Annotated in this window: 24 protein-coding genes and 1 pseudogene; 12 read left to right on the forward strand and 13 right to left on the reverse strand. The window is 65.8% G+C overall.

Annotation, left to right across the window (positions count from 1 at the left end; all coding sequences use genetic code 11):
* Nucleotides 1-2 precede the first annotated feature (2 nt).
* The 3 genes from BraRD5C2_RS09590 to BraRD5C2_RS09600 all read left to right on the forward strand — a co-directional run bounded on the left by BraRD5C2_RS09590 (nt 3) and on the right by BraRD5C2_RS09600 (nt 2,286).
* Nucleotides 3-512: a hypothetical protein gene (locus BraRD5C2_RS09590; RefSeq protein ID WP_374707971.1), complete on the forward strand. Its 510-nt coding sequence runs from the start codon at nt 3-5 to the stop codon at nt 510-512.
* 50 nt (nt 513-562) lie between these two features.
* Nucleotides 563-1,072 carry a hypothetical protein gene (locus tag BraRD5C2_RS09595; protein WP_223968031.1) on the forward strand — a complete coding sequence of 170 codons (510 nt, stop codon included), beginning with the start codon at nt 563-565 and terminating at the stop codon, nt 1,070-1,072.
* Nucleotides 1,073-1,245: 173 nt separating this feature from the next.
* Nucleotides 1,246-2,286, forward strand: a complete 1,041-nt coding sequence (locus tag BraRD5C2_RS09600; RefSeq protein WP_223968032.1) for a hypothetical protein — start codon at nt 1,246-1,248, stop codon at nt 2,284-2,286.
* 64 nt (nt 2,287-2,350) lie between these two features.
* On the opposite strand, the gene gmk is transcribed toward BraRD5C2_RS09600, so the two are convergent.
* From gmk to BraRD5C2_RS09645, 9 genes are all read right to left on the reverse strand, one after another.
* On the reverse strand, nt 2,351-3,004 hold the full coding sequence (gene gmk, locus BraRD5C2_RS09605) for a guanylate kinase (protein ID WP_223968033.1): 654 nt from the start codon (nt 3,002-3,004) through the stop codon (nt 2,351-2,353).
* 3 nt (nt 3,005-3,007) lie between these two features.
* Nucleotides 3,008-3,895, reverse strand: a complete 888-nt coding sequence (locus tag BraRD5C2_RS09610) for a YicC/YloC family endoribonuclease (protein WP_223968034.1) — start codon at nt 3,893-3,895, stop codon at nt 3,008-3,010.
* A gap of 214 nt (nt 3,896-4,109) precedes the next feature.
* Complete coding sequence (mltG, locus tag BraRD5C2_RS09615) at nt 4,110-5,369, reverse strand: endolytic transglycosylase MltG (protein ID WP_223968035.1); 1,260 nt, start codon at nt 5,367-5,369, stop codon at nt 4,110-4,112.
* Between the two features lie 232 nt (nt 5,370-5,601).
* Entirely contained in the window at nt 5,602-6,867 is a 1,266-nt protein-coding gene (gene fabF, locus BraRD5C2_RS09620; protein ID WP_223968036.1) for a beta-ketoacyl-ACP synthase II, read from the reverse strand.
* A gap of 96 nt (nt 6,868-6,963) precedes the next feature.
* Complete coding sequence (locus tag BraRD5C2_RS09625; RefSeq protein WP_011441358.1) at nt 6,964-7,203, reverse strand: acyl carrier protein; 240 nt, start codon at nt 7,201-7,203, stop codon at nt 6,964-6,966.
* A 289-nt stretch (nt 7,204-7,492) separates the two neighbouring features.
* Entirely contained in the window at nt 7,493-8,230 is a 738-nt protein-coding gene (gene fabG, locus BraRD5C2_RS09630) for a 3-oxoacyl-[acyl-carrier-protein] reductase (RefSeq protein WP_223968037.1), read from the reverse strand.
* A 21-nt stretch (nt 8,231-8,251) separates the two neighbouring features.
* Nucleotides 8,252-9,205: an ACP S-malonyltransferase gene (fabD, locus tag BraRD5C2_RS09635; RefSeq protein WP_223968038.1), complete on the reverse strand. Its 954-nt coding sequence runs from the start codon at nt 9,203-9,205 to the stop codon at nt 8,252-8,254.
* Nucleotides 9,206-9,425: 220 nt separating this feature from the next.
* Nucleotides 9,426-10,451: a fatty acid desaturase family protein gene (locus tag BraRD5C2_RS09640; RefSeq protein WP_223968039.1), complete on the reverse strand. Its 1,026-nt coding sequence runs from the start codon at nt 10,449-10,451 to the stop codon at nt 9,426-9,428.
* Nucleotides 10,448-11,152 carry a TetR/AcrR family transcriptional regulator C-terminal domain-containing protein gene (locus BraRD5C2_RS09645; protein ID WP_223968040.1) on the reverse strand — a complete coding sequence of 235 codons (705 nt, stop codon included), beginning with the start codon at nt 11,150-11,152 and terminating at the stop codon, nt 10,448-10,450. Before BraRD5C2_RS09645 ends, BraRD5C2_RS09640 begins: the two co-directional genes overlap by 4 nt.
* Before the next feature lie 351 nt (nt 11,153-11,503).
* On the opposite strand from BraRD5C2_RS09645, the gene rpsF reads away from it, so the two are divergent.
* From rpsF to rplI, 4 genes are all read left to right on the forward strand, one after another.
* Complete coding sequence (gene rpsF / locus BraRD5C2_RS09650; protein ID WP_092113431.1) at nt 11,504-11,971, forward strand: 30S ribosomal protein S6; 468 nt, start codon at nt 11,504-11,506, stop codon at nt 11,969-11,971.
* 6 nt (nt 11,972-11,977) lie between these two features.
* A complete protein-coding gene (rpsR, locus tag BraRD5C2_RS09655) occupies nt 11,978-12,217 on the forward strand; it encodes a 30S ribosomal protein S18 (protein ID WP_016844287.1) in 240 nt (79 codons plus the stop codon).
* Between the two features lie 126 nt (nt 12,218-12,343).
* Nucleotides 12,344-13,312, forward strand: coding sequence for a DUF2232 domain-containing protein (locus tag BraRD5C2_RS09660; protein ID WP_223968041.1), 969 nt, complete (start codon nt 12,344-12,346; stop codon nt 13,310-13,312).
* A gap of 51 nt (nt 13,313-13,363) precedes the next feature.
* Nucleotides 13,364-13,969: a 50S ribosomal protein L9 gene (rplI, locus tag BraRD5C2_RS09665; protein WP_223968042.1), complete on the forward strand. Its 606-nt coding sequence runs from the start codon at nt 13,364-13,366 to the stop codon at nt 13,967-13,969.
* Between the two features lie 39 nt (nt 13,970-14,008).
* Here the strand turns inward: rplI and BraRD5C2_RS09670 are convergent, their stop codons facing one another.
* From BraRD5C2_RS09670 to BraRD5C2_RS09680, 3 genes and pseudogenes are all read right to left on the reverse strand, one after another.
* Nucleotides 14,009-14,470 carry a PaaI family thioesterase gene (locus tag BraRD5C2_RS09670; RefSeq protein ID WP_223968043.1) on the reverse strand — a complete coding sequence of 154 codons (462 nt, stop codon included), beginning with the start codon at nt 14,468-14,470 and terminating at the stop codon, nt 14,009-14,011.
* Nucleotides 14,467-15,072: pseudogene (locus tag BraRD5C2_RS09675) on the reverse strand (TetR/AcrR family transcriptional regulator). The gene BraRD5C2_RS09670 and the pseudogene BraRD5C2_RS09675 overlap by 4 nt, the downstream one beginning before the upstream one ends.
* A 92-nt stretch (nt 15,073-15,164) precedes the next feature.
* On the reverse strand, nt 15,165-16,142 hold the full coding sequence (locus tag BraRD5C2_RS09680; protein WP_223968044.1) for a hypothetical protein: 978 nt from the start codon (nt 16,140-16,142) through the stop codon (nt 15,165-15,167).
* A gap of 258 nt (nt 16,143-16,400) precedes the next feature.
* Here BraRD5C2_RS09680 and BraRD5C2_RS09685 point away from each other — a divergent pair, with 258 nt between their 5' ends.
* Entirely contained in the window at nt 16,401-17,654 is a 1,254-nt protein-coding gene (locus BraRD5C2_RS09685) for an SAM-dependent methyltransferase (RefSeq protein ID WP_223968045.1), read from the forward strand.
* A 20-nt stretch (nt 17,655-17,674) separates the two neighbouring features.
* Here BraRD5C2_RS09685 and BraRD5C2_RS09690 read toward each other — a convergent pair whose 3' ends face one another.
* The gene (locus tag BraRD5C2_RS09690) at nt 17,675-17,896 is read right to left on the reverse strand and encodes a hypothetical protein (protein WP_223968046.1); all 222 of its coding nucleotides are present in this window, start codon (nt 17,894-17,896) and stop codon (nt 17,675-17,677) included.
* A 133-nt stretch (nt 17,897-18,029) separates the two neighbouring features.
* On the opposite strand from BraRD5C2_RS09690, the gene BraRD5C2_RS39380 reads away from it, so the two are divergent.
* From BraRD5C2_RS39380 to xth, 4 genes are all read left to right on the forward strand, one after another.
* Nucleotides 18,030-18,152 (forward strand): hypothetical protein, encoded by a 123-nt coding sequence (locus BraRD5C2_RS39380; protein ID WP_256437482.1) that lies wholly within the window; start codon nt 18,030-18,032, stop codon nt 18,150-18,152.
* Between the two features lie 291 nt (nt 18,153-18,443).
* On the forward strand, nt 18,444-19,952 hold the full coding sequence (locus tag BraRD5C2_RS09695) for a replicative DNA helicase (protein ID WP_223968047.1): 1,509 nt from the start codon (nt 18,444-18,446) through the stop codon (nt 19,950-19,952).
* A 48-nt stretch (nt 19,953-20,000) separates the two neighbouring features.
* Nucleotides 20,001-21,323 carry an alanine racemase gene (gene alr / locus BraRD5C2_RS09700; RefSeq protein ID WP_223968048.1) on the forward strand — a complete coding sequence of 441 codons (1,323 nt, stop codon included), beginning with the start codon at nt 20,001-20,003 and terminating at the stop codon, nt 21,321-21,323.
* Between the two features lie 24 nt (nt 21,324-21,347).
* Nucleotides 21,348-22,118: an exodeoxyribonuclease III gene (xth, locus tag BraRD5C2_RS09705; protein WP_223968049.1), complete on the forward strand. Its 771-nt coding sequence runs from the start codon at nt 21,348-21,350 to the stop codon at nt 22,116-22,118.
* The last annotated feature ends 209 nt before the right edge of the window (nt 22,119-22,327 follow it).

Genomic DNA, 22,327 nt, shown 5'->3' on the forward strand with positions numbered 1-22,327 from the left:
AAATGAAAAGCATGTTTCGCTCACTGCCTCGCACCGTCCTGTTTTCCGCCCTGCTCCTTTCCGCTCTCGGTCCGACGGCCGCGCTTGCGCAAGCCGGCAGCAGCGGCGGCAGCATCGGCAATGATGAGAAATCACTGTCCGGCTCGCGCGCCGCGCCGCGCTCCGTCGAACCCGATCGGCCGGTCCGGCGCAGCAAGCCGGAATCGGAGGAGCCTCGCCACACCGCGCGCAGGAGCGGCGGAGGTGGTGGCGGTGGCAGCACCGACGGGGCCTGGGTGGTTACCTCGGTGGGCTGCGGTGGTACCGCCTCCGGCGCGGTCGTGGTCACGAGCGACAGGATCATCGGCGAAGGCCTCACCGGGGCCGTCAGCCCCAATGGCGCGGCGCGGTCCGTGTTGCGCTCGAACGGCGTGACCTCGATCGGTTCGGGCCGTCTGTCCGGCCGCAGTGGCTCGGGAACGTTCCGCCGCTCCGACGGCTGCAGCGGGACTTGGACCGCCACAAAACAATAGCGAGGCTCGGACCCTGAATTTGCAAAGCAAGAATTTGGACACGCCCCACCATGCAAACGATGTTTCAACCGTACGCCCGAACGATCCTGTTCTCTGCCCTGCTCTACCTCGCGGGTTCAACGGCCGCGTTCGCGCAGTCCGGTAGCAGCGGCGGCAGCATCGGCAATGACGAGAAGTCGCTGTCCGGGACGCGCCAGTCGCCGCGCGCCGTCGCGCCGTCAACGCCGGCGCGAAGCAAGAGCTCGGAGGTGCCGCGCCGCGCCACGCGGAAGACCGGCAGCGAGGGCGGTGGCGGCAGCGGCAATTTCGATGGTGCGTGGGTGGTTGTCGCAGAGGGCTCGCCCTGCGGCTCCAGCACTGAACGACTGGTGATCTCCGGCGCCAGCATTTCGGGAGAGCTGAGCTCCGGGCAAGTCAGCCCCAACGGATCCACGACGGGAAGCGGATCCGCCGGCGGCTTGAGCTGGACCAGTTCGGGCCGTTTCTCGGGCCGCAGCGGTTCCGGCTCATTCGTGCGATCTGACGGATGCAAGGGCCACTGGACTGCGTCAAAGCGGTAGTCCACTCCCTGAGCGAGCCAGCATGCGCGCTGCCACCGGCGCGCCGCAATTGCGGTCCGCCACGAGCCTCAATTAAGCCCTACCCGTTCCGAATTTGCGGCGCATTGCGACCCAACTCTTTACCGAGATTGGCTGCACCAGCGTTTGCGTAAAAAAGAATACCGGGGACGCGTATGTCAAATCGTTCAGCGAAATTCGCTGCGGCGCTTGCTGTCAGCATGTTGGCCGCTGCCAACTTCACAGCCATGGCCCAGACCGCCGCCAGCACGGCGAGCACCACTACGGCGAATGCGAAGACCGCGGATAGCTGTCAGTCCGCGCCGAAGGGAACCGCGCCTGCGGGGAGCCACTGGTTCTACCACCTCGACCGCAGCACCAAGAAGCAGTGCTGGTATCTCGGTGACGCCAAGACCAAGACCGTCGCCAGGACCGCGGCGACGCAGCAGCAGCCAGCGGCCGCCGCGCCGGACGCCACGACCGCCGATACAACGCCACCACGGAGCCAGCCAGCGCCCCAGCCGGCCATGCGCAAGTCCGTCGCGGACGCGCATGCCGAGTGGCCCTCGCCGCAGCAGGCGGCGACCGCGCCGGTGCCGAGCGCAGATGCCGGTCAGGCCGGCACCGCTGCAACGACCGCCCCGACGGCATCCGCCGCGCCCAGCGGCCCGAACGGCCAGGCATCGGAGGTGAACGCCAGATGGCTGGATGCATCGAGCATGGCCGGAACCAACGGAACCCGGCACCCCGCAGATCAGCCGACCGTGGTCGCGCAGGCCGATGCGACGCCGCAACCGGCAGCCGCACCGGCACCCGCCGCCCCCGTGACGGCCGAGGCGTCCACCGAGAAGTCGTCCTCCTCGACCCAGATGCTGCTCATCGTGATGGTCGGCGCGTTGGCGCTGGCCGGCCTGGTCAGCGCGCTGGTGTTCGGGGTGACCCGCACCCGTACGCCGCCCTATGAGATCAGCGACGAATGGCGTGCGCCCTGGGATTCACTCCACACCGAGCCGGCGCCGCCGATGGCCGTGGTCAGCCGCGACCGTCCGCTGCGCCTGGCGGAGGCTGCGCCGCGCCGGTCGGAGACACCGGTTCCGCGCCGCACCGAGATGCCGGTTGCTCGCCGCGAGACGGCACGCGAGCCGGATCAAACCGAGCAGGACAACAAGCAGATCGCGGCGATGCTGCAGCGGCTGGCGCGCAGCGCGGCGAACTAGAGAGCGCTCAAGAAAGCAGATGAGACATGATGCGATCCCCGGATCGCATCATGGTTCCGGCGGGTTACTTCTCGAGCTGGCGCTGCAGCCCGCGCACGAACTCGGTGAGGCCGGTGCGGCGCTCTCGCTTGAGCCGCTCGGCTTTCAGGATCGACTGCACCTCGGCAAAGGCGTCGTCGACGTCCTGGTTGACGACGATATAGTCGTATTCCGCCCAGTGGCTCAGCTCATGGGTGGCGCGGTTCATCCGCCCGCGGATGACCTCCTCGGAATCCTGCGCACGGGTGTGCAGCCGCTTCTCGAGATCGGCCGCCGACGGCGGCAGGATGAAGACGCTGACCACGTCGGCGCGCGCCTTCTCGCGCAACTGCTGGGTACCCTGCCAATCGATGTCGAACAGCACGTCCTCGCCGGCCGCAAGCGCAGCCTCGACCGGCGCGCGCGGCGTGCCGTAGCGGTTGTCGAACACGGTGGCCCATTCCAGCAGTTCGCCCTGCTTGGCCATCGCCTCGAACTTGGCCTTATCGACAAAGAAATAATCGCGCCCCTCGACCTCGCCCGGCCGCTTCGGCCGCGTGGTCGCTGACACCGACATTTTCAACCCCGGCATGTTGTCGATCAGCATGCGCGATAGCGTCGTCTTGCCGGCGCCCGAGGGCGACGACAGGACGAACATCAGTCCGCGCCGCTCAACGCCGTCAAAACCCTGCGCCGTCATCGTTCACTCCAGATTCTGGACCTGTTCGCGGAACTGCTCGACCACGTTCTTCATTTCAAGCCCGGTGTTGGTCAGCTCGACGTCGTTCGACTTCGAGCAGCAGGTGTTCACCTCGCGATTGAACTCCTGGGCGAGGAAGTCGAGCCGCCGCCCGACCGGTCCGCCCTTGCCGATCATCTCGCGCGCCTGGCCGATGTGGGAGGCGATGCGGTCCAGCTCCTCGCGGATATCGGCCTTGGTGGCGATCAGGATCGCCTCCTGGCTCAGCCGGTCGGCATCGAAGCGATCGGAGGTCTCCAGCAGCGCCGCGATCTGCTCGGCAAGCCGCGCCTTGATCGCCTCGGGCTTGCGGCCGGGAGCCGTCTCGGCACGCCTGGCGAGCCGCTCGATCTCGTCCATCCGCTGCATCAGGATCTGGCCCAGCGCATCGCCCTCGCGGCGGCGCATCTCGACGAGGCTGCCGAGCGCCTGCTCGAACGCCTTCGCCGCCGCCTCGCGTGCCGCCTTGTCCTCGTCCTCATCGCTCGCAGGCTCAACCACCTCGATGACGCCCTTGATGCCGAGCAGCCCGTCGATACTCGGCGCCACCGCGTCGATCCGCTGCGCGAGCTCACCTGCGACCTTCACGACCGCGGCCAGCACATCTTCGTTGATCCGGATGGTCTGCGCCGCATCGGTGCGCTTGACGCTGAAATTGGCGTAGACCGTGCCGCGCGACAGCAACTCGCCGGCCCGCTTCTTGGCGAGGGCTTCCAGTTCGTCCCAGCCCGGCGGCAGCCGCAAGCGCAGGTCAAAGCCCTTGGCGTTGACCGACTTCAGCTCCCACTCGAACGTATAGGGACCGCTCGCGCCATGGCTTCGGGCAAAGCCAGTCATGCTCGATAGCGCCATCGCGTGAAACTCTCCAACAGAAGGATATGGGACTCACCCGGAGACGACGAGACTCGTGGGCAGCCGGTGCGACCTTAGAACGGATTCCGTGAAAGTGGAATTACGTCATCCCTCGGGAAATGCAGAGCTACGGCAAGGTCCGGGAAAGCGTGAAGCGGATTTCCGAAAGACCATGCTCGAACAAGAAGCTAAAGCGCGATGATCGCATCGCGCTTTAGCGCTGCACAACCGGCGGCGAAACGGTCTGCTGGGCTGCGCCCTGCCGACCGCTGCGCGGCGGCTTCTTCTGATTGGTGGGCTTCGCCGGCGTGGCCGCCGTGGGATTGGTGTCGGCCGCCCCAGGCACTGCCGCGGCCGGCGCCGGATCATCCGCGGGCTCGACGGTGTCGTTCTGGATCTGCTTTTCCGACGCGCGCAGCTTGGCGACGTTCTTCGCGTGCTGGTCGTAGGTTTCGGTAAAGGCGTGGCCGCCGGTTCCGTCGGCTACGAAGAACAGGTCGCGGGTGCGCGCCGGATTGGCGGTCGCCTCCAGCGAGGCGCGGCCGGGATTAGCGATCGGTCCCGGCGGCAGGCCGTCGATCACATAGGTGTTGTAGGGCGACGGCTGCGTGATTTCGCTACGCTTGATCGGACGCCCCAGCGTTCCCTTGCCGCCCACCAGTCCGTAGATGATGGTCGGGTCGGACTGCAGCTTCATCCTCTGCCGCATCCGGTTGACGAACACGGCGGCGACACGGCTGCGCTCGTCGGCACGGCCGGTTTCCTTCTCGACGATCGAGGCCAGCGTCACCAGCTGGTCCGGCGATTTCAACGGCGAGTCGGTGTTGCGGCGTTCCCAGATCTCGGCGAGCACGCGCTTCTGCGCCTGCTGCAAGCGCTGGATCACCTGGTCGCGTGTGGTGCCGCGCGGGAATTTGTAGGTCTCCGGCAACAGTGTGCCCTCGCGCGGAATCTCGCGCACCGAGCCGGTGAAGATGTCGTTGTCGGTGAGCCGCGTTACGATCTGCTCCGAGGTCAGACCTTCAGGGATCGTGATGGCGTGCTGCACCACCTTGCCGTCGACGATGGTGGCGATGACGTCGCGCAGACTCGCATTCTTCTGGAACGAGTATTCACCGGGCTTGAGGTCGGAGCTCGCCTTCAGCGCAAACACGCTGCCGATGAAGACCCACGGATTGACGTTGATCACGCCCTCGCGCGACAGCACGTCGGCGATGTCACGCTTGCCGGCACGCGCGGGGATGTTGACGATCTTGTCTTCCTGCAGCGGCCCCGGCGATTCCAGCGTCTGCTTGCCGTAGTAATAGGTGGCCCCGGCACCGATCATCAGGATGATCAGGATGGTGAAGATGGCATTGCCGACGATCACGAAGGGATTGCGGGCGCGATCCGAACGTTTGGGCGGCGGCGGAACCTGTTCGGGCTCCAGCGCCGCACGTGGACTCCTCGGTGAAATGGGCGGCCTCTCACTCATCGATGCAAACCAATATCCTGCCGGTTGAATCGTGGCCGGACAAACCCCTGCCCTGCCAATAGCATACGCCCGCTATTAGGAGTCACCGCGGAATACGGCAAAACGGTGGACTAGTTCTAAAGTCCCGTTCCGATCGCACCTGAACGGGACTTCAGATTCTTATATTGACGCGTTTTCTTCACGCGAACCGGTACCCAGTACCCACTTCGCTCGAAAACGCTCTAGCGACCTACTAATTGGTCACGCGCTGCACGATCACGGAGGCATTTGTGCCGCCGAAACCGAAGGAATTGGACAGCGCCACATTCACGTCACGCTTGCGCGACGTGTGCGGCACAAGATCGATCGCCGTCTGCACCGACGGATTGTCGAGATTGATGGTCGGCGGCACCACATTATCGCGAATCGCCAGCACCGCGAAGATCGCCTCGATCGCACCGGCAGCGCCGAGCAGATGTCCGGTCGCGGACTTGGTCGACGACATCGAGACCTTCGAAGCCGCATTGCCGAGCAGACGCTCGACCGCGCCGAGCTCGATCTCGTCGCCGACCTGCGTCGAGGTGCCGTGCGCATTGATGTAGTCGAGATCCGATGCAACGAGGCCGGCGCGCTTCAGCGCCATGCTCATGCTGCGGAAGCCGCCATTGCCGTCCGGCGGCGGCGAGGTGATGTGGAAGGCATCGCCCGACAGGCCGTAGCCGGTGACCTCGGCATAGATCTTCGCGCCACGCTGTTTGGCGTGCTCGTATTCCTCGAGCACCAGAATGCCGGCGCCCTCACCCATCACGAAGCCGTCGCGATCCTTGTCGTAAGGCCGCGATGCCTTTTCCGGTGTGTCGTTGAAGCCGGTGGACAGTGCGCGCGCCGCACAGAAGCCGGCAATGCCGATGCGGGAGATCGGCGATTCGGCGCCACCTGCGAGCATCACCTCGGCGTCGCCGAGCGCGATCAGCCGCGCCGCGTCACCGACCGCGTGCGCGCCGGTCGAGCACGCCGTGACGACCGCATGATTGGGCCCCTTCAGACCGTGCTCGATCGAGACGTAGCCGGACGCCAGATTGATCAGGCGGCCCGGAATGAAGAAGGGAGAGATCCGGCGCGGTCCACGCTCCTTCAGCAGCACCGCGGTCTCGGCAATGCCGGTGAGGCCGCCGATGCCGGAGCCGATCATCGTGCCGGTCGCGAACTGGTCTTCATCGGACTTCGGATGCCAGTCGGCATCGTCGAGCGCCTGCCTGGCCGCGCACATCGCATAGAGGATGAAGTCGTCGACCTTGCGCTGGTCCTTCGGCTCCATCCACTGATCGGGATTGAAGGTGCCGTTGGAGCCGTCGCCGCGCGGAATGTAGCAGGCGACCTGGCTCGGCAGGTCGGACACTTCGAAGGTGTCGATCTTCTTGCCGCCGCTGTCGCCGGCGAGGATACGCGCCCAAGTTGCGTCAACGCCGCAGCCGAGCGGAGTAACCATGCCCAGCCCCGTGACGACAACCCGTCTCATTTCAACGTCTCCGGCCAGCAATGCGCGGCTGATAGTAAGAAGCCGGGGGACCGCTTGATCACGGTCCGTCCGGCCCCGTCAACTTCGCGATCGGCGTCAGCTCTTCGCGTTCTTCTCAAGAAACTTGGTCGCGTCGCCCACGGTCAAAATCGTCTCCGCGGCGTCGTCGGGAATCTCGCAACCGAACTCTTCTTCGAAAGCCATCACGAGCTCGACCGTGTCGAGGCTGTCGGCGCCGAGGTCATCGATGAAGCTCGCGCCATCGACCACCTTCTCGGGTTCGACACCAAGGTGCTCGACCACAATCTTCTTAACCCGCTCGCCAATCTCACTCATCGTTCAACCTCGTTGTTCCATTGGACCCGACCCCAAGACGATACGAGCCATCGTGGTCGTCTCGATTACTCAGTCGCGCATAGTCTTGATTCGGCCCGGTCGTAGCCGATTAAAGCCCCGGCGAACGGCAGGCGTCGCCACGCCAATATACAGGGTTTCAAAATCCTGCAATGGCGTTCTTTGCCCATCCATAGGGGGTTCAGCTATCATACTTCCCAAGCCTTGACTACACGCCTGAACCGGCTCCCGAAAACGGCTTTTCGCCGCATTGCGAGAGCCAGCAACCAACTCAAATCATAGCCATCCCGCCGTTGACGTGAATCGTCTGGCCGGTGACATAGGCGGCCTCGTTCGAGGCCAGATAGACGGCTGCCGCAGCGATATCCTCGGGCGTTCCGAGCCGCGCCGCAGGAACCTTCGCCAGGATGGTTTCGCGCTGCTTGTCGTTGAGCGCATCGGTCATCGGCGTCTTGATGAAGCCCGGTGCGATGCAGTTCGCGGTCACGCCGCGCTTGGCGTATTCGGCGCCCAGCGTCTTGATCAGGCCGATGATGCCGGCCTTCGACGCGGTGTAGTTGCCCTGCCCCGGATTGCCGGTGACGCCGACGATCGAGGTGATCGCAATGATGCGGCCGAAGCGCTTTCGCATCATCAATTTGGTCGCCGCGCGCGCCAGGCGGAATGTCGCGGTCAGGTTGACCGCGATCACGTCGTCCCAATCCTCGTCGCGCAGCTGCACGAACAGGTTGTCGCGGGTGATGCCGGCGTTCGCAATCAGGATGTCGACCTGCCCCATCGCAGCTTCCGCCGCCGGCACCAGCGCCTCGACGTCATCCTTGCTGGAGAGATTGCACGGCAGCACATGAACGCGCTCGCCGAGCTTGGCCGCGAAGCCGTCCAACACCTCGCGCCGCGTCCCCGAAATCGCGACCGTCGCGCCCTGCGCATGCAGCGACTGCGCGATCGCGCCGCCGATGCCGCCGGTTGCGCCCGTCACGAGCGCCGTCTTGCCAGTCAGATCAAACATCGAATTCTCCTTCCGGCTGCTTCAGGCCGATGCTGCCAGCGCATCCTTGGCTGCAGCGATATCGTTCGGGCCGCCGACGGATACGCCGACCGCGCCGTCGGCGATGCGCTTGACGAGGCCGGTCAGCACCTTGCCGGCGCCGATCTCGAAGAACCGCGTCACGCCCTGGCCTGCCATATAGGCAACCGACTCGCGCCAGCGAACCGTCCCCGTGACCTGCTCGACCAGGCGGCGGCGGATCTCGTCGGGATCGGTGATGGCGCACGCCAGCACGTTGGACACCAGCGGCGCGGCGGGCGCCTTGATGGTGACGCCGGCCAGCGCTTGCGCCATCGCATCGGCCGCCGGCTGCATCAGCTTGCAGTGGAACGGTGCCGACACCGGCAGCAGCATGGCGCGCTTGGCGCCCTTGGTCTTGGCGATCTCGACCGCGCGATCGACGGCGGTCTTGTCGCCGGAGACCACCACCTGGCCGCCGCCATTGTCGTTGGCGGCCTGGCAGACCTGGCCCTGCGCCGCCTCATTGGCGACCGCGACCGCCGCCTCGTAGTCGAGGCCGAGCAGCGCGGCCATCGCGCCGACGCCGACCGGCACCGCCTTCTGCATGGCGAGCCCGCGGGTGCGTAAGAGCCGCGCGGTGTCGCTGACGGTCAGGCTGCCGGCAGCGGCCAGCGCCGAATACTCGCCGAGCGAGTGCCCGGCAACGAAGGCCGCGTTGCGGCCGACCGAGAAGCCGGCCTCGCTCTCGAGCACGCGCAAGGTGGCGATCGAGACCGCCATCAGCGCCGGCTGGGCATTTTCCGTCAGTTGCAACGTCTCGCCCGGACCATCCCAGATGATCGCGGTCAGCTTCTCGCCGAGCGCGGAATCGACCTCATCGAACACGGCCTTCGCGACTGGAAAGGCGTCGGCCAGGGCCTTGCCCATGCCAACCGCCTGCGAGCCCTGCCCGGGAAATGTGAATGCTGCCGTCATCGGCGCTCCCTACCTTGTTGCGCGTGATCCCCGCGCAAGCGCCGCGCCTGCCGCAGGGGAAAACGGTATCCCGTCGCGCGAAACGCGCCACAGCGGGTCCGGACCAATTCCCTGCAACCAAATCTTGCAACCGGCCTCGGACCGGGCCGTAAGACACTGATGGGGGGCGCGATGTCAAGCCGCGCGCGCGGAACCCTGGGGATGCCGGGGCCGGCCCGGCCTAGAATCCACCGGCATTCTGGTCGGCGTTAACCTCGGCGCCCGCCCTCGCCCGGCGCGCGCTGTTGACCAGTTGGCCCGGGCGGTCTTCCCGATTGGGCTTGGCGGTCGCCAGCCGCAGCACGGCGGCGTAGCCCGGCTGGACTTCCATCCGGTCGGCGTAGCGGCTTCCGCTCAGGATGCGGTGGACGCGCGGCAGGTTGTAGCAGGGCACGTAGAACAGCAGATGATGCTCGAGGTGGTAGTTCACGTAGTACGGCGCGATGAAGAGACGCTCGAGCACGTTGGCGCGCGTGGTGCGCGTGTTGCGCAAGGGATCGGCGCTGTCGGGCACGACGGCATGTTCGGCGATGTTGCGGATCCGCGTGATCACCATCATCCAGGTCAGCAGCGGCACCAGCCACAACAGCGGATAGGCCCACCACACGCCCGCAGCGGCGAGCCCTGCGAACAGCAACGCGTTGGTGACGCATTGTGGCCCGAGCTTCTGCCAGAAGTTGGCGGCGCGCTGCGATAGCGGCCATTCCTTCGGTCCGATCGCATTGAGCAGTTGCGCCTTGCGCTGCTGGTAGCCGGTCTGTCCGGTGATATCGCGGAGGAATTTCCGGCGGTAGCTCATTTTCGTGATCGGAAACGGCGCCGACAGCACCAGATCCGGATCATCCTCCTGCTGCGTCCGCGCATGGTGCTGCAGATGATAGCGGCGATAGCCGCGGGTCTCGGCGAAGATCGGATAGGCGCAGAACCACTGGCTCAGCGTGAGATTGGTGTTCTCGTTTGCGGAGAGACAGCCATGCGCACCGTCGTGCATCAGGATTGCGAGCCCAAGCTGGCGCGAGCCGATGATCGCGACCGCGAGCAGATAGGTCAGCGGATTGGGCCAGCACGCGACCAGCGCGATCGCGCCCAGGATCAGCGCCCAGGCGTGGACGATCAGGCCTGCGCCCTTCCACGTCGTGCGTTGCCGGACCGTGACCAGTTCATCCTCGGTGAGGAAATCTCGGGCACGCATGCGTAGTGCGGTCATGAGCTGGTCTCCCCGTCCGTTGAGGATGAAGTGTCGCGATCGCCGACCAGGCGCAGCCGCGATCCATCATTCGTCGATGTCGCCTGCTCGCCGAGTGCGCGCAGCAATTCGCGGCACATCTCCTCGCCTCCGCGCCCCATCGCAAAACCCTCGACGATCACGCCGATCGCAATCGCCCAGAAGCGCCGCGAGCTCTCTTCGGGCGCGCGCAGCGAGCGCCAGCCATGCCGCTCGACCTGGCCGGCGTAGGCGCGTGCGCCTTCACTGTGCAGTCGCTCGATGGTGCGCTCGACCAAAGGCGCGAGGTCCTGCCGGCGCCGTGTCAAGGTCAGGGCCTCGGCGAAGAAGGCGACCGTGTCGGTCGCGGTCACGGTCTCGGCCAAGGCGTGGGTGTAATCCCGCGGCGTGTGGGCGTGCAGGGCGGCCTGCTCGGTCGCGCGCGCGAGGTAAAGCATGTCGCGGCTGGCGGCTTCGACGAACAGCGCTTCCTTGGTGCGGAAGTAATAGGTGATCTGGCTCGGAAAGGCGTCTGCGGCGGCGGCAATGTCGGAGATCGACGTGCCCGAGAGCCCGCGCTCCTTGAACAGGCGGCTGGCGGCATCGAGCAGCAGCGAGCGCATCTTGCGCCCCGCCGACCGCGTCGCGCGGACCGCGTGCTTCGGATCGGGCGCAGGCATGCCGCTGGCGGTCTCCGAACCCATCGATCGTCCTCCCGGAACATATTTGTATGACATACAAACAAAGAAATCAACAGGAACCGGCCGAAAGTTGCGCTGGGCGACCGGCGCGGCTACGACCTCTCGTCACTCTGGGGGCCAAGAACCCTCCGCGGACCCTTGCCTTCGCGGCCAAAATCCGTATAACGCGCCCCATTCGTGGGCTCCGGCCGGGAGCTGAACGGACGGTCTCAGCAAATTCACCCGTTGATTTTGATGTGGCAGGGCCAGTCGGCCCGTCGTCCCGTGCTTCCGCCTTCTGAGCAGCTCGAGTCCTTTCCGAAGGTCTCGAAGGGCTTGTCGCCGGAAACCACGCCAACACAGGAAAGGACAACCATGCCTCTTTATGAGCATGTTTTTCTCGCGCGTCAGGATGCGAGCACCCAGCAGGTGGATGAACTGACGGCCCAGATGACGGGTATCGTCGAACAGGGCGGCGGCAAGGTCACCAAGACCGAGAGCTGGGGCGTGCGCTCCCTCACCTACCGCATGAACAAGAATCGCAAGGCGCATTTCGTGCTGATGAACATCGACGCACCGTCGGCTGTCGTCACCGAGATCGAGCGCCAGGAGCGGATCAGCGAAGACGTCATCCGCTATCTCACCGTGCGCGTCGAAGAGCACGAGGAAGGCCCGTCCGCGATGATGCGCAAGGCCGATCGTGACCGCGAGCGCGATGACCGTGGCGGTGGCTTCCGCGGCGACCGCGAAGGCGGCTTCCGTGGTGATCGCGATGGCGGCGGCTTCCGCGGCGATCGTGGCCCGCGCCGTCCGCGCGAAGAAGAAGCTGCGACCGAGGAGTAATGAATCATGGCTGATGCTGGTGCCCGCCGTCCGTTTTTCCGTCGTCGCAAGTCCTGCCCGTTCACGGGCGCGAATGCGCCGAAGATCGACTACAAGGATTCCAAGCTGCTGATGCGTTACGTCTCCGAGCGCGGCAAGATCGTGCCGAGCCGCATCACGGCCGTGTCCGCCAAGAAGCAGCGTGAGCTCGCCCGCGCCATCAAGCGTGCGCGATTCCTCGGCCTGCTGCCCTACGTTATTCGCTAACCGTTTCTGGCCGGCGGCACGCGCCGCCGGCCGCTAATTCTCATAAGGCTTCCGGGTCGTCCGGTCGCCGATGGTTGGGGTTCTCGACAGAGTACCTCTAACCGCTCGAAAGGAGCGGGACAGCTGATGATCGCGATCCTCATTATTGCACTTGCCGCCGGCGCAGCATCGGCGCTGATGTTCGCCTCGATCGTCTCGGGCGCGGCAATCTCGATATTGCTGTTCTATCTCGCGCCGCTGCCTCTGATGGTGACGGCGCTCGGCTGGGGCCCGCTCGCCGCCGCCATCGGCGGTACCGCTGCAGCGTCCGTGCTCGGCGCGCTCTTCGGACTTCCCTATTGCATCGCCTTTGCCATGATGGTCGCCCTGCCCGGCTGGTGGCTCGGCCATCTCGCTTTGCTCGGACGGCCGATCGCAGGCGCAGCCGGCGATAGCGCTGCCCAGCAGCCGCCCGCGCTCGAATGGTATCCCGTCGGCCGTATCCTGCTCTGGATCGCGGCCTTCGCCATCATCACCACGACCGCCGCGCTGCTGACGCTCGGCACGGATACCGACACGATCACCGGCACGTTGCGGCGCGGCCTGCTCAAGATGCTCAGCGCCGGCGAAACGCAACCCGGCAGTGACATCGAACGCTTCGTCGACGCGTTGGTGATCTTCGCGCCACTCGCGGCAACGGTCATCGCGATGGTCACGCTTACGCTCAACCTGTGGCTCGCCGGCAAGATCACACAAACCTCGGGGCGGCTGAACCGGCCGTGGCCGGAGTTCCGCAGCACCGCGCTCCCCGCCATGGCGCTGGTCGCGTTGCTGGTGGCGGTCGCCTTCAGCTTCGTCGGTGGCATGCTTGCGCTGCTGGCGCAGATCGTCACCACAGCGCTCGTGATCGCCTATGCGCTGGTCGGCTTCGCCATGCTGCACACCCTGACGCTGTCGCTCGCCAATCGCGGCTTCTGGCTCGCCGGCATCTATGCCGTCGTCGTCATGTTCGGCTGGCCGATCGTGGCAATCTTCGCGCTCGGCATTGCGGACGCCGTGTTCGGACTGCGCCAGCGCTATCTGCAAACCAGACCGCCGCCTTTGCCTGCGGCCTGACATTCGATCCAACCACTCAACCCGATACTTAGCCTCTAAAGGAGAACGAAAATGGAAGTCATTCTGCTGGAACGCGTTGCCAAGCTTGGTCAGATGGGCGAGGTCGTGCGCGTCAAGGACGGGTTCGCCCGCAACTTCTTGCTGAAGCGCGGCAAGGCGCTGCGCGCCACCGAGGCGAACCGCGCCAAGTATGACGGCATGAAGGCCGAGCTCGAGGCCAACAACATCAAGGCCAAGGGCGAAGCCTCCGTGGTCGCCGAGAAGATCGACGGCCGCGACATCATCATCATCCGACAGGCTTCCGAGTCCGGCCAGCTGTTCGGCTCGGTCACGGTGCGCGACATCGTCGTTGCGCTGGCCGCCGACGGCATCACGGTTGCGCGCCCGCAGGTCTGGCTCGACTCGCCGATCAAGGTGATCGGTGCGCAGAAGGTGACGATCGCAGTTCACCCCGAGGTCGAGACCAGCGTCACCGTGACGGTCGCCCGCTCCGCCGAAGAGGCCGAGCGGATCAAGCGAGGCGAGGACATCTCGACCCGCCAGGAAGATCAGGACGCTGCCGCCGAAGCGCTCGCCGCCGCCGGCGAATTCTTCGATCCAGAAGCGCAGCACGACGACGAGGCCGCGCCGGCTCCGGCCGCCGAAGAAGAGAAGTAAGCTTCTCTTCTTCGCTCCACCGACTGAAGCCCGGCCCCATCAGGCCGGGCTTTGGATTCGTGCCGCCGCCTGATCATCGAGCATGGCGATCGACGCGAGCGCCGTCGCGGTATGCTTCTCCTTGCCGTCGATGATGCAGAACACGTCGGCTGCGACGACGGCGACCTGACGCCCGGGCTTGATCACGCGCGCCCGGCAGATCAGGCGATCGCCCGACGCCGGCGACAGCAGGTTGAGCTTGTACTCGGCCGTCAGCGCCGGCTGGCCACGCGACGTCGCGGCCGCGATCGTGGTGGCGTTGTCGACCAAAAACGCCGTCACCCCGCCGTGAAACAAGCCGTGCTGCTGCAACAGTTCAGGCCGGCGGTCGACCGCGAGCGTGCACGCGCCGCGTGACAGCTCGGCCACCTCAGCACCGACAAGACCCATGAAGCCCTGACGGCCGACATTGTCGCGAATCCGCGTCGCAATCGGCGCAAAGTCCGGATCGGCCTCGTTCATGACGTCCCTCCCGCTCGCTCCGGCGCACCCGGCGCCACCACCGCGCGGATCGCGCAGGCGATCAGCGTCTCGACCTGTTCGCGCGGGTCGCCGTGATGGCGGCCCGACAGATAGGCGCGGCAAAAGATCTGCGCCGGCCCGATGATCTGGCTGAAGAACAGCACAGCGCTCATCGGCAGCAACTCGCCGCGCGCGAGCAGCGGCGCGCGCCAGCGGTCGATGCCGTCAGTGAGCCGCGAATTCTCGGTGCGTTGCGCGCCGCGCACCTCCTCGCCCCACTCGCTGCGCGAAATCTCGAACAGGAAGCGCGCCTCGCGCCTGTTGGTCACGACCCAATCGAGATGGGCGCGGATCAGCCGCGCAACGCCCTCGCCGGCGCCGTGCGTGTCGTTGACCGCGGTGATGATCGCGGCGTGATAGGTCTGCAGGATCTACAGGAACAGGGTTCCAGCGAGCTCCTTCTTCGAGGTGAAGAAGTGGAAGAAGCTGCCGTTGGACGCGCGGGCGCGGGAGCGGATCTCGGCCACCGTCGCACCCTCGAAACCGTCGCGGTCGAACACCGCCAGTCCCGCTGCCAAGAGGTCTTCGCGCGCCGTACTCACCTCTGCTCCCTGCTGACTAGATCAAAACTCTAGAGCTTTGCTCTAGTCGCAGTCAAATGATAACGCCGGACCTCACGGCCCGGCGTTGGCGATTACTTCGAGCTCGGCGCTTCCGGCGGACCGGAGCCTGGCGTCGTCGGGGGTGGCGGCGGAGGCGGCGCGGCCGCGGTTACCGGCGGCGCGGCGGGCGCCGGCGCCGGAGATGCGGCAGCGGCTGGCTCGGGCGCAGGGGAAGCGGCGGGAGCCGCGGGAGTGACCTGCGGGACCGGGTCCGATCGCACGGCAGCCGGCTCGCTGCCCGTGTTGGCTTTGGGCGCATCGACCTTGGCCGTATCGGGCTGGCTGGCAGGCTTCGCCGGCTTCTCGGCCTCACCCTTGTCTTCGGGCTTGATCGCCGTCTGGGATTTGGGCTCGTCGCCCGACGTCTCGCCCTTGGGCATCTCGTCGGACTTCGGCTCCTCGACCGGCTTGCCGCGACGACCGTGCTTCTGGCGCGATGGCCTGCCCTCGCCGGCGGCCTGCGGGATCTGGCCGTCGTCCGGCTTGGCACCATCCGGCGTCTCGCTCGGACGTGCCATGCGCCGGCCGCGGTGATGAGGACGTGCCTCGGGATTCAAACCGTCGGCGTCGGGCTTCGCGGCTTCCTTGGAACCTTCCTTGGCCCCTTCCTGCGGCGCCGCACCCTGGTGCTGCCGGCGAGACGGGCGCTCGGCCGGCTGCTCCGGGGACTGGTTCGCCTCCTGGCGGCCGTCTCGGCCGCCCTTGGCCCCCTTGGGCTGATCCTTGGCCTGGTAGCGCGGGTCGTTGGCGCCGTTCGAGATCAGATAGGACGAAAGCACGCCGGCCATGTCGCTCGACGTTGTGTAGTGCTGGCGCAGGAAGCCCGGCAGCGAGCCGGCCGGTACGGTCTTCAAGAGACCCCGCGGGCTCTTGTGGCAGGCCGTGCAGGTGTTGGCGAAAATCTGGGAGGGGCTTTTGCCGGCCTCGAGGTTTTGCGCTTGCGCCGATACGGCTGACAGACAGCCAATCAGAAGCGCCACCGTCGCCAGACTGAGGGCTCGGCTCAACATTCCTTAAGTCTCCAGATTCCGGAAAAATCGCCGCCTGCGCCTGATGGATCGGCCGCGGCGGTCACCTTTTATCCGATTATCGCGCGAATGGAAGCGCGCGCGTGCCGCATCCACGCAATTGTCACATTTTGGAATATCGGCTTTGAGCACAACGCAATAGCGCGATCCAATTCCCTGCCTATCTTTGGGTCGGGGACACATTGGAGTGATCAGCTCCGGTGGTGTCAGTGTGCAGCTTGCCGTTCCGTTGGTGCTTCGATGGACCGATTGTTGCGATTTTTCTTGGGGCGCTTCATCCGCCGCGGTTCGATCACGTTCACGACCGCAAGCGGCGCCAAATTCACCTGTGGTGACGGCACGGGCACTCCCGTCGCCGCACGGTTCATGACCAGCGCCGCCGAACTGCGCATTCTGGTCGATCCCGAGCTTTACCTCGGCGAAGCCTTCATGGACGGCACGTTCGTGGTGGAGCAAGGCAGCATCGCCGACGTGCTGGCTGTCCTGATGGGCCAAGCGGCCATGCTGCCGAACTTTGCCAGGCTGCAAGCCTGGGTGCGGTTCCTCGGGCGGCGCGCCCAGCAGCTCAATGTGCGCGGCCGTTCCAGGAGCAATGTCGCCCGCCATTACGACCTCGACGGCCGCCTCTATTCCCTCTTCCTCGACGCGGACAAGCAATACAGCTGCGCCTATTTCGAGACGCCGGACTCGACGCTGGACGACGCCCAACTCGCCAAGAAGCGCCACCTCGCCGCAAAACTCCTGATCAAGCCCGGCGACCGCGTCCTCGACATCGGTTCCGGCTGGGGCGGACTCGGGCTCTATCTCGCCGAGATGAGCGGCGCCGACGTCACCGGCGTCACGCTGTCGACCGAGCAGCTGCAGATCGCCAACGCCCGGGCGGCGGAGAAGAACCTGGCGTATTCGGCGCGCTTCCTGCTGCAGGATTACCGCGACATCCCCGGCCCGTTCGACCGCATCGTCTCGGTCGGCATGTTCGAGCATGTCGGGGTCGCGTTTTACGAAACCTTCTTCAAGCGCTGCGCCGAGCTCCTCAGCGATGACGGGGTCATGCTGCTGCATTCGATCGGCCGCTCGACCGGTCCTGACGTCACCAGCCCCTGGATCCGGAAATACATCTTCCCGGGCGGCTACATTCCGGCGCTCTCCGAGGTCATGCCGGCGATCGAGAAGGCCGGATTGCTGATCTGCGACATGGAGATCCTGCGCCTGCACTACGCCGAGACCCTGAAGGCGTGGCGCGACCGCTTCATGGCGCGGCGCGAGGAGGCCGTGCGGCTCTACGACGAGACCTTTGCGCGGATGTGGGAATTCTATCTGGCGGCCTCGGAGATGTCGTTCCGGGTGCAGAACATGATGAACTTCCAGCTGCAGCTGACCAAGCGCCAGGGCATCGTGCCGATGACCCGCGACTATATCGGCCGCGAGGAAGGCCGCCTCCGGCACAAGGAAGCCGGCGCCGCGAAACCCCGGCTGCAACTCGCCGGCGAATAGGTCTGAAAGCGCGGATACCGCTAGTTGCGCAGGCTGTAGGCCGAGCCGCAATGGGCGAAGGTCGGTGCCGGGCGCGCAAGGTGGGCCGCGGCCGCCGAAATCAGGTTGATGTCGCAGGGAACGTTTCGGACCTCCGGACGCGCCGCCTGCTCCATGGCATCGACAAGCGACGCCAGCCAGCGGCGGTCCGTGCCGCCTGCCCGGCTGATCCTTAGTCGCGCTTTCTGAAACTCTCGAGCCATCGTCGCCGTATCTTCCCCTGAGCGAAGACAACCCGGAATCCGCCGGGTCGTTCCGCGAGCCTGTCGCAAAGAAAATGCGCCAGGTGTGATCTGCTTCACAGAGGTCTGTTCCGGGCTGTCGTAGTGGTCCGGAATGACCCGAGAACCGCACCAGACGATGTTGGACCCGCAACGCGACCTCGTGACCGACTACGCCCTGATCGCAACCGGCGTGGCGGCCGCCTTGATCGCGCTGGCTTTCCTCATCCTGGTCTGAGGAACCGAAGCCAGCACCGACCTCGCTGCTGGTTGGGCGCGGCAGCCTGGCAAAAGGTTCAGGCCGCGTCGGATTTTTGCCAACGCCATCGCTGACCGGCCGGACTCCGCCGATTTTCGAGCGAAACCCCGTCAAGCGGAATGCATCCGGCTGTGGTGGATTCACACATCGCGTTGTGTGAATCGTGCATAAGAAACATCCGTCCTTTCGCTTCGTGCCGGGCTGGCGCTTGATCGCGGCCCCACAGCCGAAAATCTCAGTAACGACGAAATCAGAAGAATAAGCTCGTCCATGGCCTTGATTGATTCGAACGTCCACAAGCTCGCGCCCGACGCCGCGTCCGCGACCTATCGGAGCGCGCCGCACAACATCGAAGCGGAACAGGGGCTGCTCGGCGCGATCCTGGTCAACAACGACGCCTTCTACCGGGTCTCCGATTTCCTGGAGTCGAAGCACTTCTTCGAAGCCATCCACCAGCAGATCTTTGAAACGGCCGGCAGTCTGATCCGGATGGGCAAGGTCGCGAATCCCGTGACCTTGAAGACGTTCCTGCCTGCCGAGCTTGACCTGGGCGGCATGACGGTCAGCCAATACCTCGCCCGACTCGCCGCCGAAGCCACCACCATCATCAACGCGCAGGACTACGGGCGTACCGTCTATGATCTCAGCCTGCGCCGCAACCTGATCCAGATCGGCGAGGAGATCGTCAACGTCGCCTACGACGCACCGGTCGATTTTGCCCCGCGCGCGCAGATCGAGGACGCCGAACGGCAGCTCTACGGCCTCGCCGAAACCGGCCGCTACGATGGTGGTTTCCAGCGCTTTGCCGATGCGCTCACGGTCGCCGTCGACATGGCCGCAAAGGCGTTCCAGCGCGACGGCAAACTGTCCGGCATTTCGACGGGGCTGCGCGACCTCGACGCCAAGATGGGCGGATTGCAACCAAGCGACCTGATCGTGCTCGCCGGGCGTCCCGGCATGGGCAAGACCTCGCTCGCCACCAACATCGCCTACAACATTGCCAGGGCCTATGTCCCCGAGGTGCAGGCTGACGGCACCACCAAGGCGGTGAACGGCGGCGCGGTCGGCTTCTTCTCCTGCGAAATGAGCGGCGAACAGCTCGCCACCCGTATTCTCGCCGAACGCACCGGCATTCCCTCCAGCCACATCCGGCGCGGCGGTATCACCGAGCTCGATTTCGAGAAGATCCGCGACTGCTCGATCGAGTTGCAGTCGCTGCCGTTCTACGTCGACGAAACCGGTGGTCTCTCGATCTCGCAGCTCACCGCGCGCGCCCGCCGCCTCAAGCGGCAGAAGGGCCTCGACCTGATCGTGATCGACTACATCCAGCTGTTGCAGGGCTCGGGCAAGAAGGGCAACGACAACCGGGTGCAGGAAATCACCGAGATCACCACCAATCTGAAGGCGCTGGCGAAGGAGCTCAACGTCCCCGTGATCGCGCTGTCGCAGCTCTCGCGTCAGGTCGAGAACCGCGAGGACAAGCGGCCGCAGCTTTCGGACCTGCGTGAATCCGGCTCGATCGAGCAGGACGCCGACGTCGTGATGTTCGTGTACCGCGAGGAATACTATCTCGCGAACAAGGAACCACGGCCCGGCACCCCGGAGCACGCGACCTGGCAAGCCGAAATGGAGCGCGCGCTCGGCAAGGCCGAAGTCATCATCGGCAAGCAGCGCCACGGTCCGACCGGCACCGTCGAACTGCACTTCGAAGCCAGCGTCACCCGGTTCGGCGATCTCGCAACGGACGGACTGGTCCCGGATCGCCCGCCCTCCTACTAATGGAGAGGCACGGTTGAAGGCCGCTGGTCCCGCTTGTACAACTGAGCCATGAACATCGTGACCGACGCGAAATCGCAGCTGACGCCCGAAGCCAGTTTGCTTGCGGCCCATCCGGCAGCCACCGGCATCCTCACCGTCGACCTCGACGCCATCATCGCCAACTGGCGCAAGCTCGAGAAGACCGCGGTCCCGGCGGAATGCGCCGCCGTGGTCAAGGCCAACGCCTATGGCTGCGGCGCCGAGCAGGTGTCGCGGGCGCTCGCCAAGGCCGGCTGCAAGACCTTCTTCGTCGCCACCGTCGAGGAGGCCGCCGTGGTGCGCGCGGCCGTTCCGCAGGCGACCGTCTATGCGCTCGGCGGCTTCTTCCAGCAGACCGGCGATGCCTACGCCAAGATCGACTGCAAGCCTGTGATCGGCGATCTCAACGAGCTCGCCGAATGGGACGTGTTCTGCCGCCGCTCCGGCTGGTCCGGCGGCGCCGCCATCCATATCGACACCGGCATGAACCGGCTAGGGCTGACGGTCAGCGAAGCGCAAGGCATCATCCCGCGGATCAATGCCGGCGACCACGGCATCACGCTGGTCATGAGCCACCTCGTCTCTGCCGAATTGCTCAACAATCCCGCCAACGCCAGGCAGCTTGCGAGCTTCCGCGAGATCGCGAGCCTGTTCACCGGCGTGCCGGCCTCGCTGGCGAACTCCTCCGGCGTGTTCCTCGGCGCGCAATTCCAATTCGAGATGGTGCGGCCGGGCTGCGCGCTCTATGGCGTCAATCCGACGCCGGAGGCCGACAACCCGATGCAGCAGGTGGTCGACCTCAAGGCGCGCATCGTGCAGATCCGCAACATCGATCGCGGCGAGACCGTCGGCTATGGCGGCACCTGGACCGCGCGGCGGCCGACCCGGCTTGCGATCGTCTCCGCGGGCTATGCCGACGGGTATTTCCGCGCCGCCAGCGCCAATGACGGCACCCGCGGCGCCGAGGTCGTGGTCGCCGGCAAGCGCTGCCCGATCGCCGGCCGCGTCTCGATGGATCTGATCGCGGTCGACGTCACCGATCTCGACAAGAATGCCGTGCGGCGCGGCCACATGGTGACGCTGATCGGCGAAGGCATCACGGTCGACGAGGTCGCGCATCATTTCGGCACCATCGGCTACGAGGTGCTGACCAGCCTCGGCCGCCGCTTCGTGCGCATCTACAAGGGCGGCGATGCGGTCGCCGCGAGCAACGACTCAGCCGCCGAGAAGAGCGAGGCCGTCGCCGAGAAGAGCGAGCCGGCCGCCGCGCAAGCAGCGCCTCCTGCTTTGCCATCGGCAGCGCCGGCGCCGCCGCCATTGCCTGCCGCCGCGCCAACGGCACCGTCCACCTGACCCGATCGGGGTTCGCGATTGCCGATGAAGATCGCGACCTTCAACATCAACAACGTCAACCGCCGGCTGCCGAACCTGCTGCGCTGGCTGAAAACCGCGAAGCCCGACGTCGTCAGCCTGCAGGAGCTCAAGGCCAGCGACGCCGAGTTTCCCGCGGCCGCGCTCGATAAGGCCGGTTACGGTGCGGTGTGGCAGGGCCAGAAGACCTGGAACGGCGTTGCCATCCTCGCGCGCAAGGCCGAGCCGGTCCTGATCCGTACCGCCCTGCCCGGCGACCGCGACGATCATGAGGCGCGCTACATCGAGGCCGCGGTGCGCGGCATCGTCGTCACCAGCCTTTACCTTCCGAACGGCAATCCGCAGCCCGGGCCCAAATTCGATTACAAGCTCGCCTGGTTCAAGCGGCTGCGCGCCCATGCCGCCAAGCTGCTCAAGCAGCAGGTGCCCGTGGTGCTGGCCGGCGACTACAACGTCGCGCCGACGCCTCTCGACATCTATCCGACCCGCTCCTGGGACAAGGATGCGCTGATCCAGCCGAAGAGCCGCGCCGCGTTCAAGGCGCTGGTCGATCAGGGTTGGTGCGATGCGCTCCGCACGCTGCATCCGGATCGTCAGATGTTCACCTTCTGGGACTACAAGCGCCAGCGCTGGCCGCGCGATGCAGGCCTCCGGCTCGATCATCTGCTGCTCAGCCCCGACGTGGCGACGCGGCTCGCGAAAGCCGGCGTCGACCGGGATGTTCGTGGCGAGGAAGGCGCGAGTGATCATGCGCCGGCGTGGGTCGTGCTGAAGTGATCGATATGTTTTCCGGGCGTGAACCCCAACCACGCCGTCGTCCCGGCGAAGGCCGGGACCCATACGCCGCAGCAGATCTTGTTGACGGGACTCGTCGTCCCAGCGGTGCACAGCAATCAGCATTTGTGGTTATGGGTCCCTGTGTCTTGGAAGTCTGTCATGATGGGGTGGGCGGGAAGCCGTTGGGTCCTTGGCGCTTGACGCCGTGA

The organism is Bradyrhizobium sp. RD5-C2 (assembly GCF_019972155.1).
GTDB lineage: Bacteria > Pseudomonadota > Alphaproteobacteria > Rhizobiales > Xanthobacteraceae > Bradyrhizobium.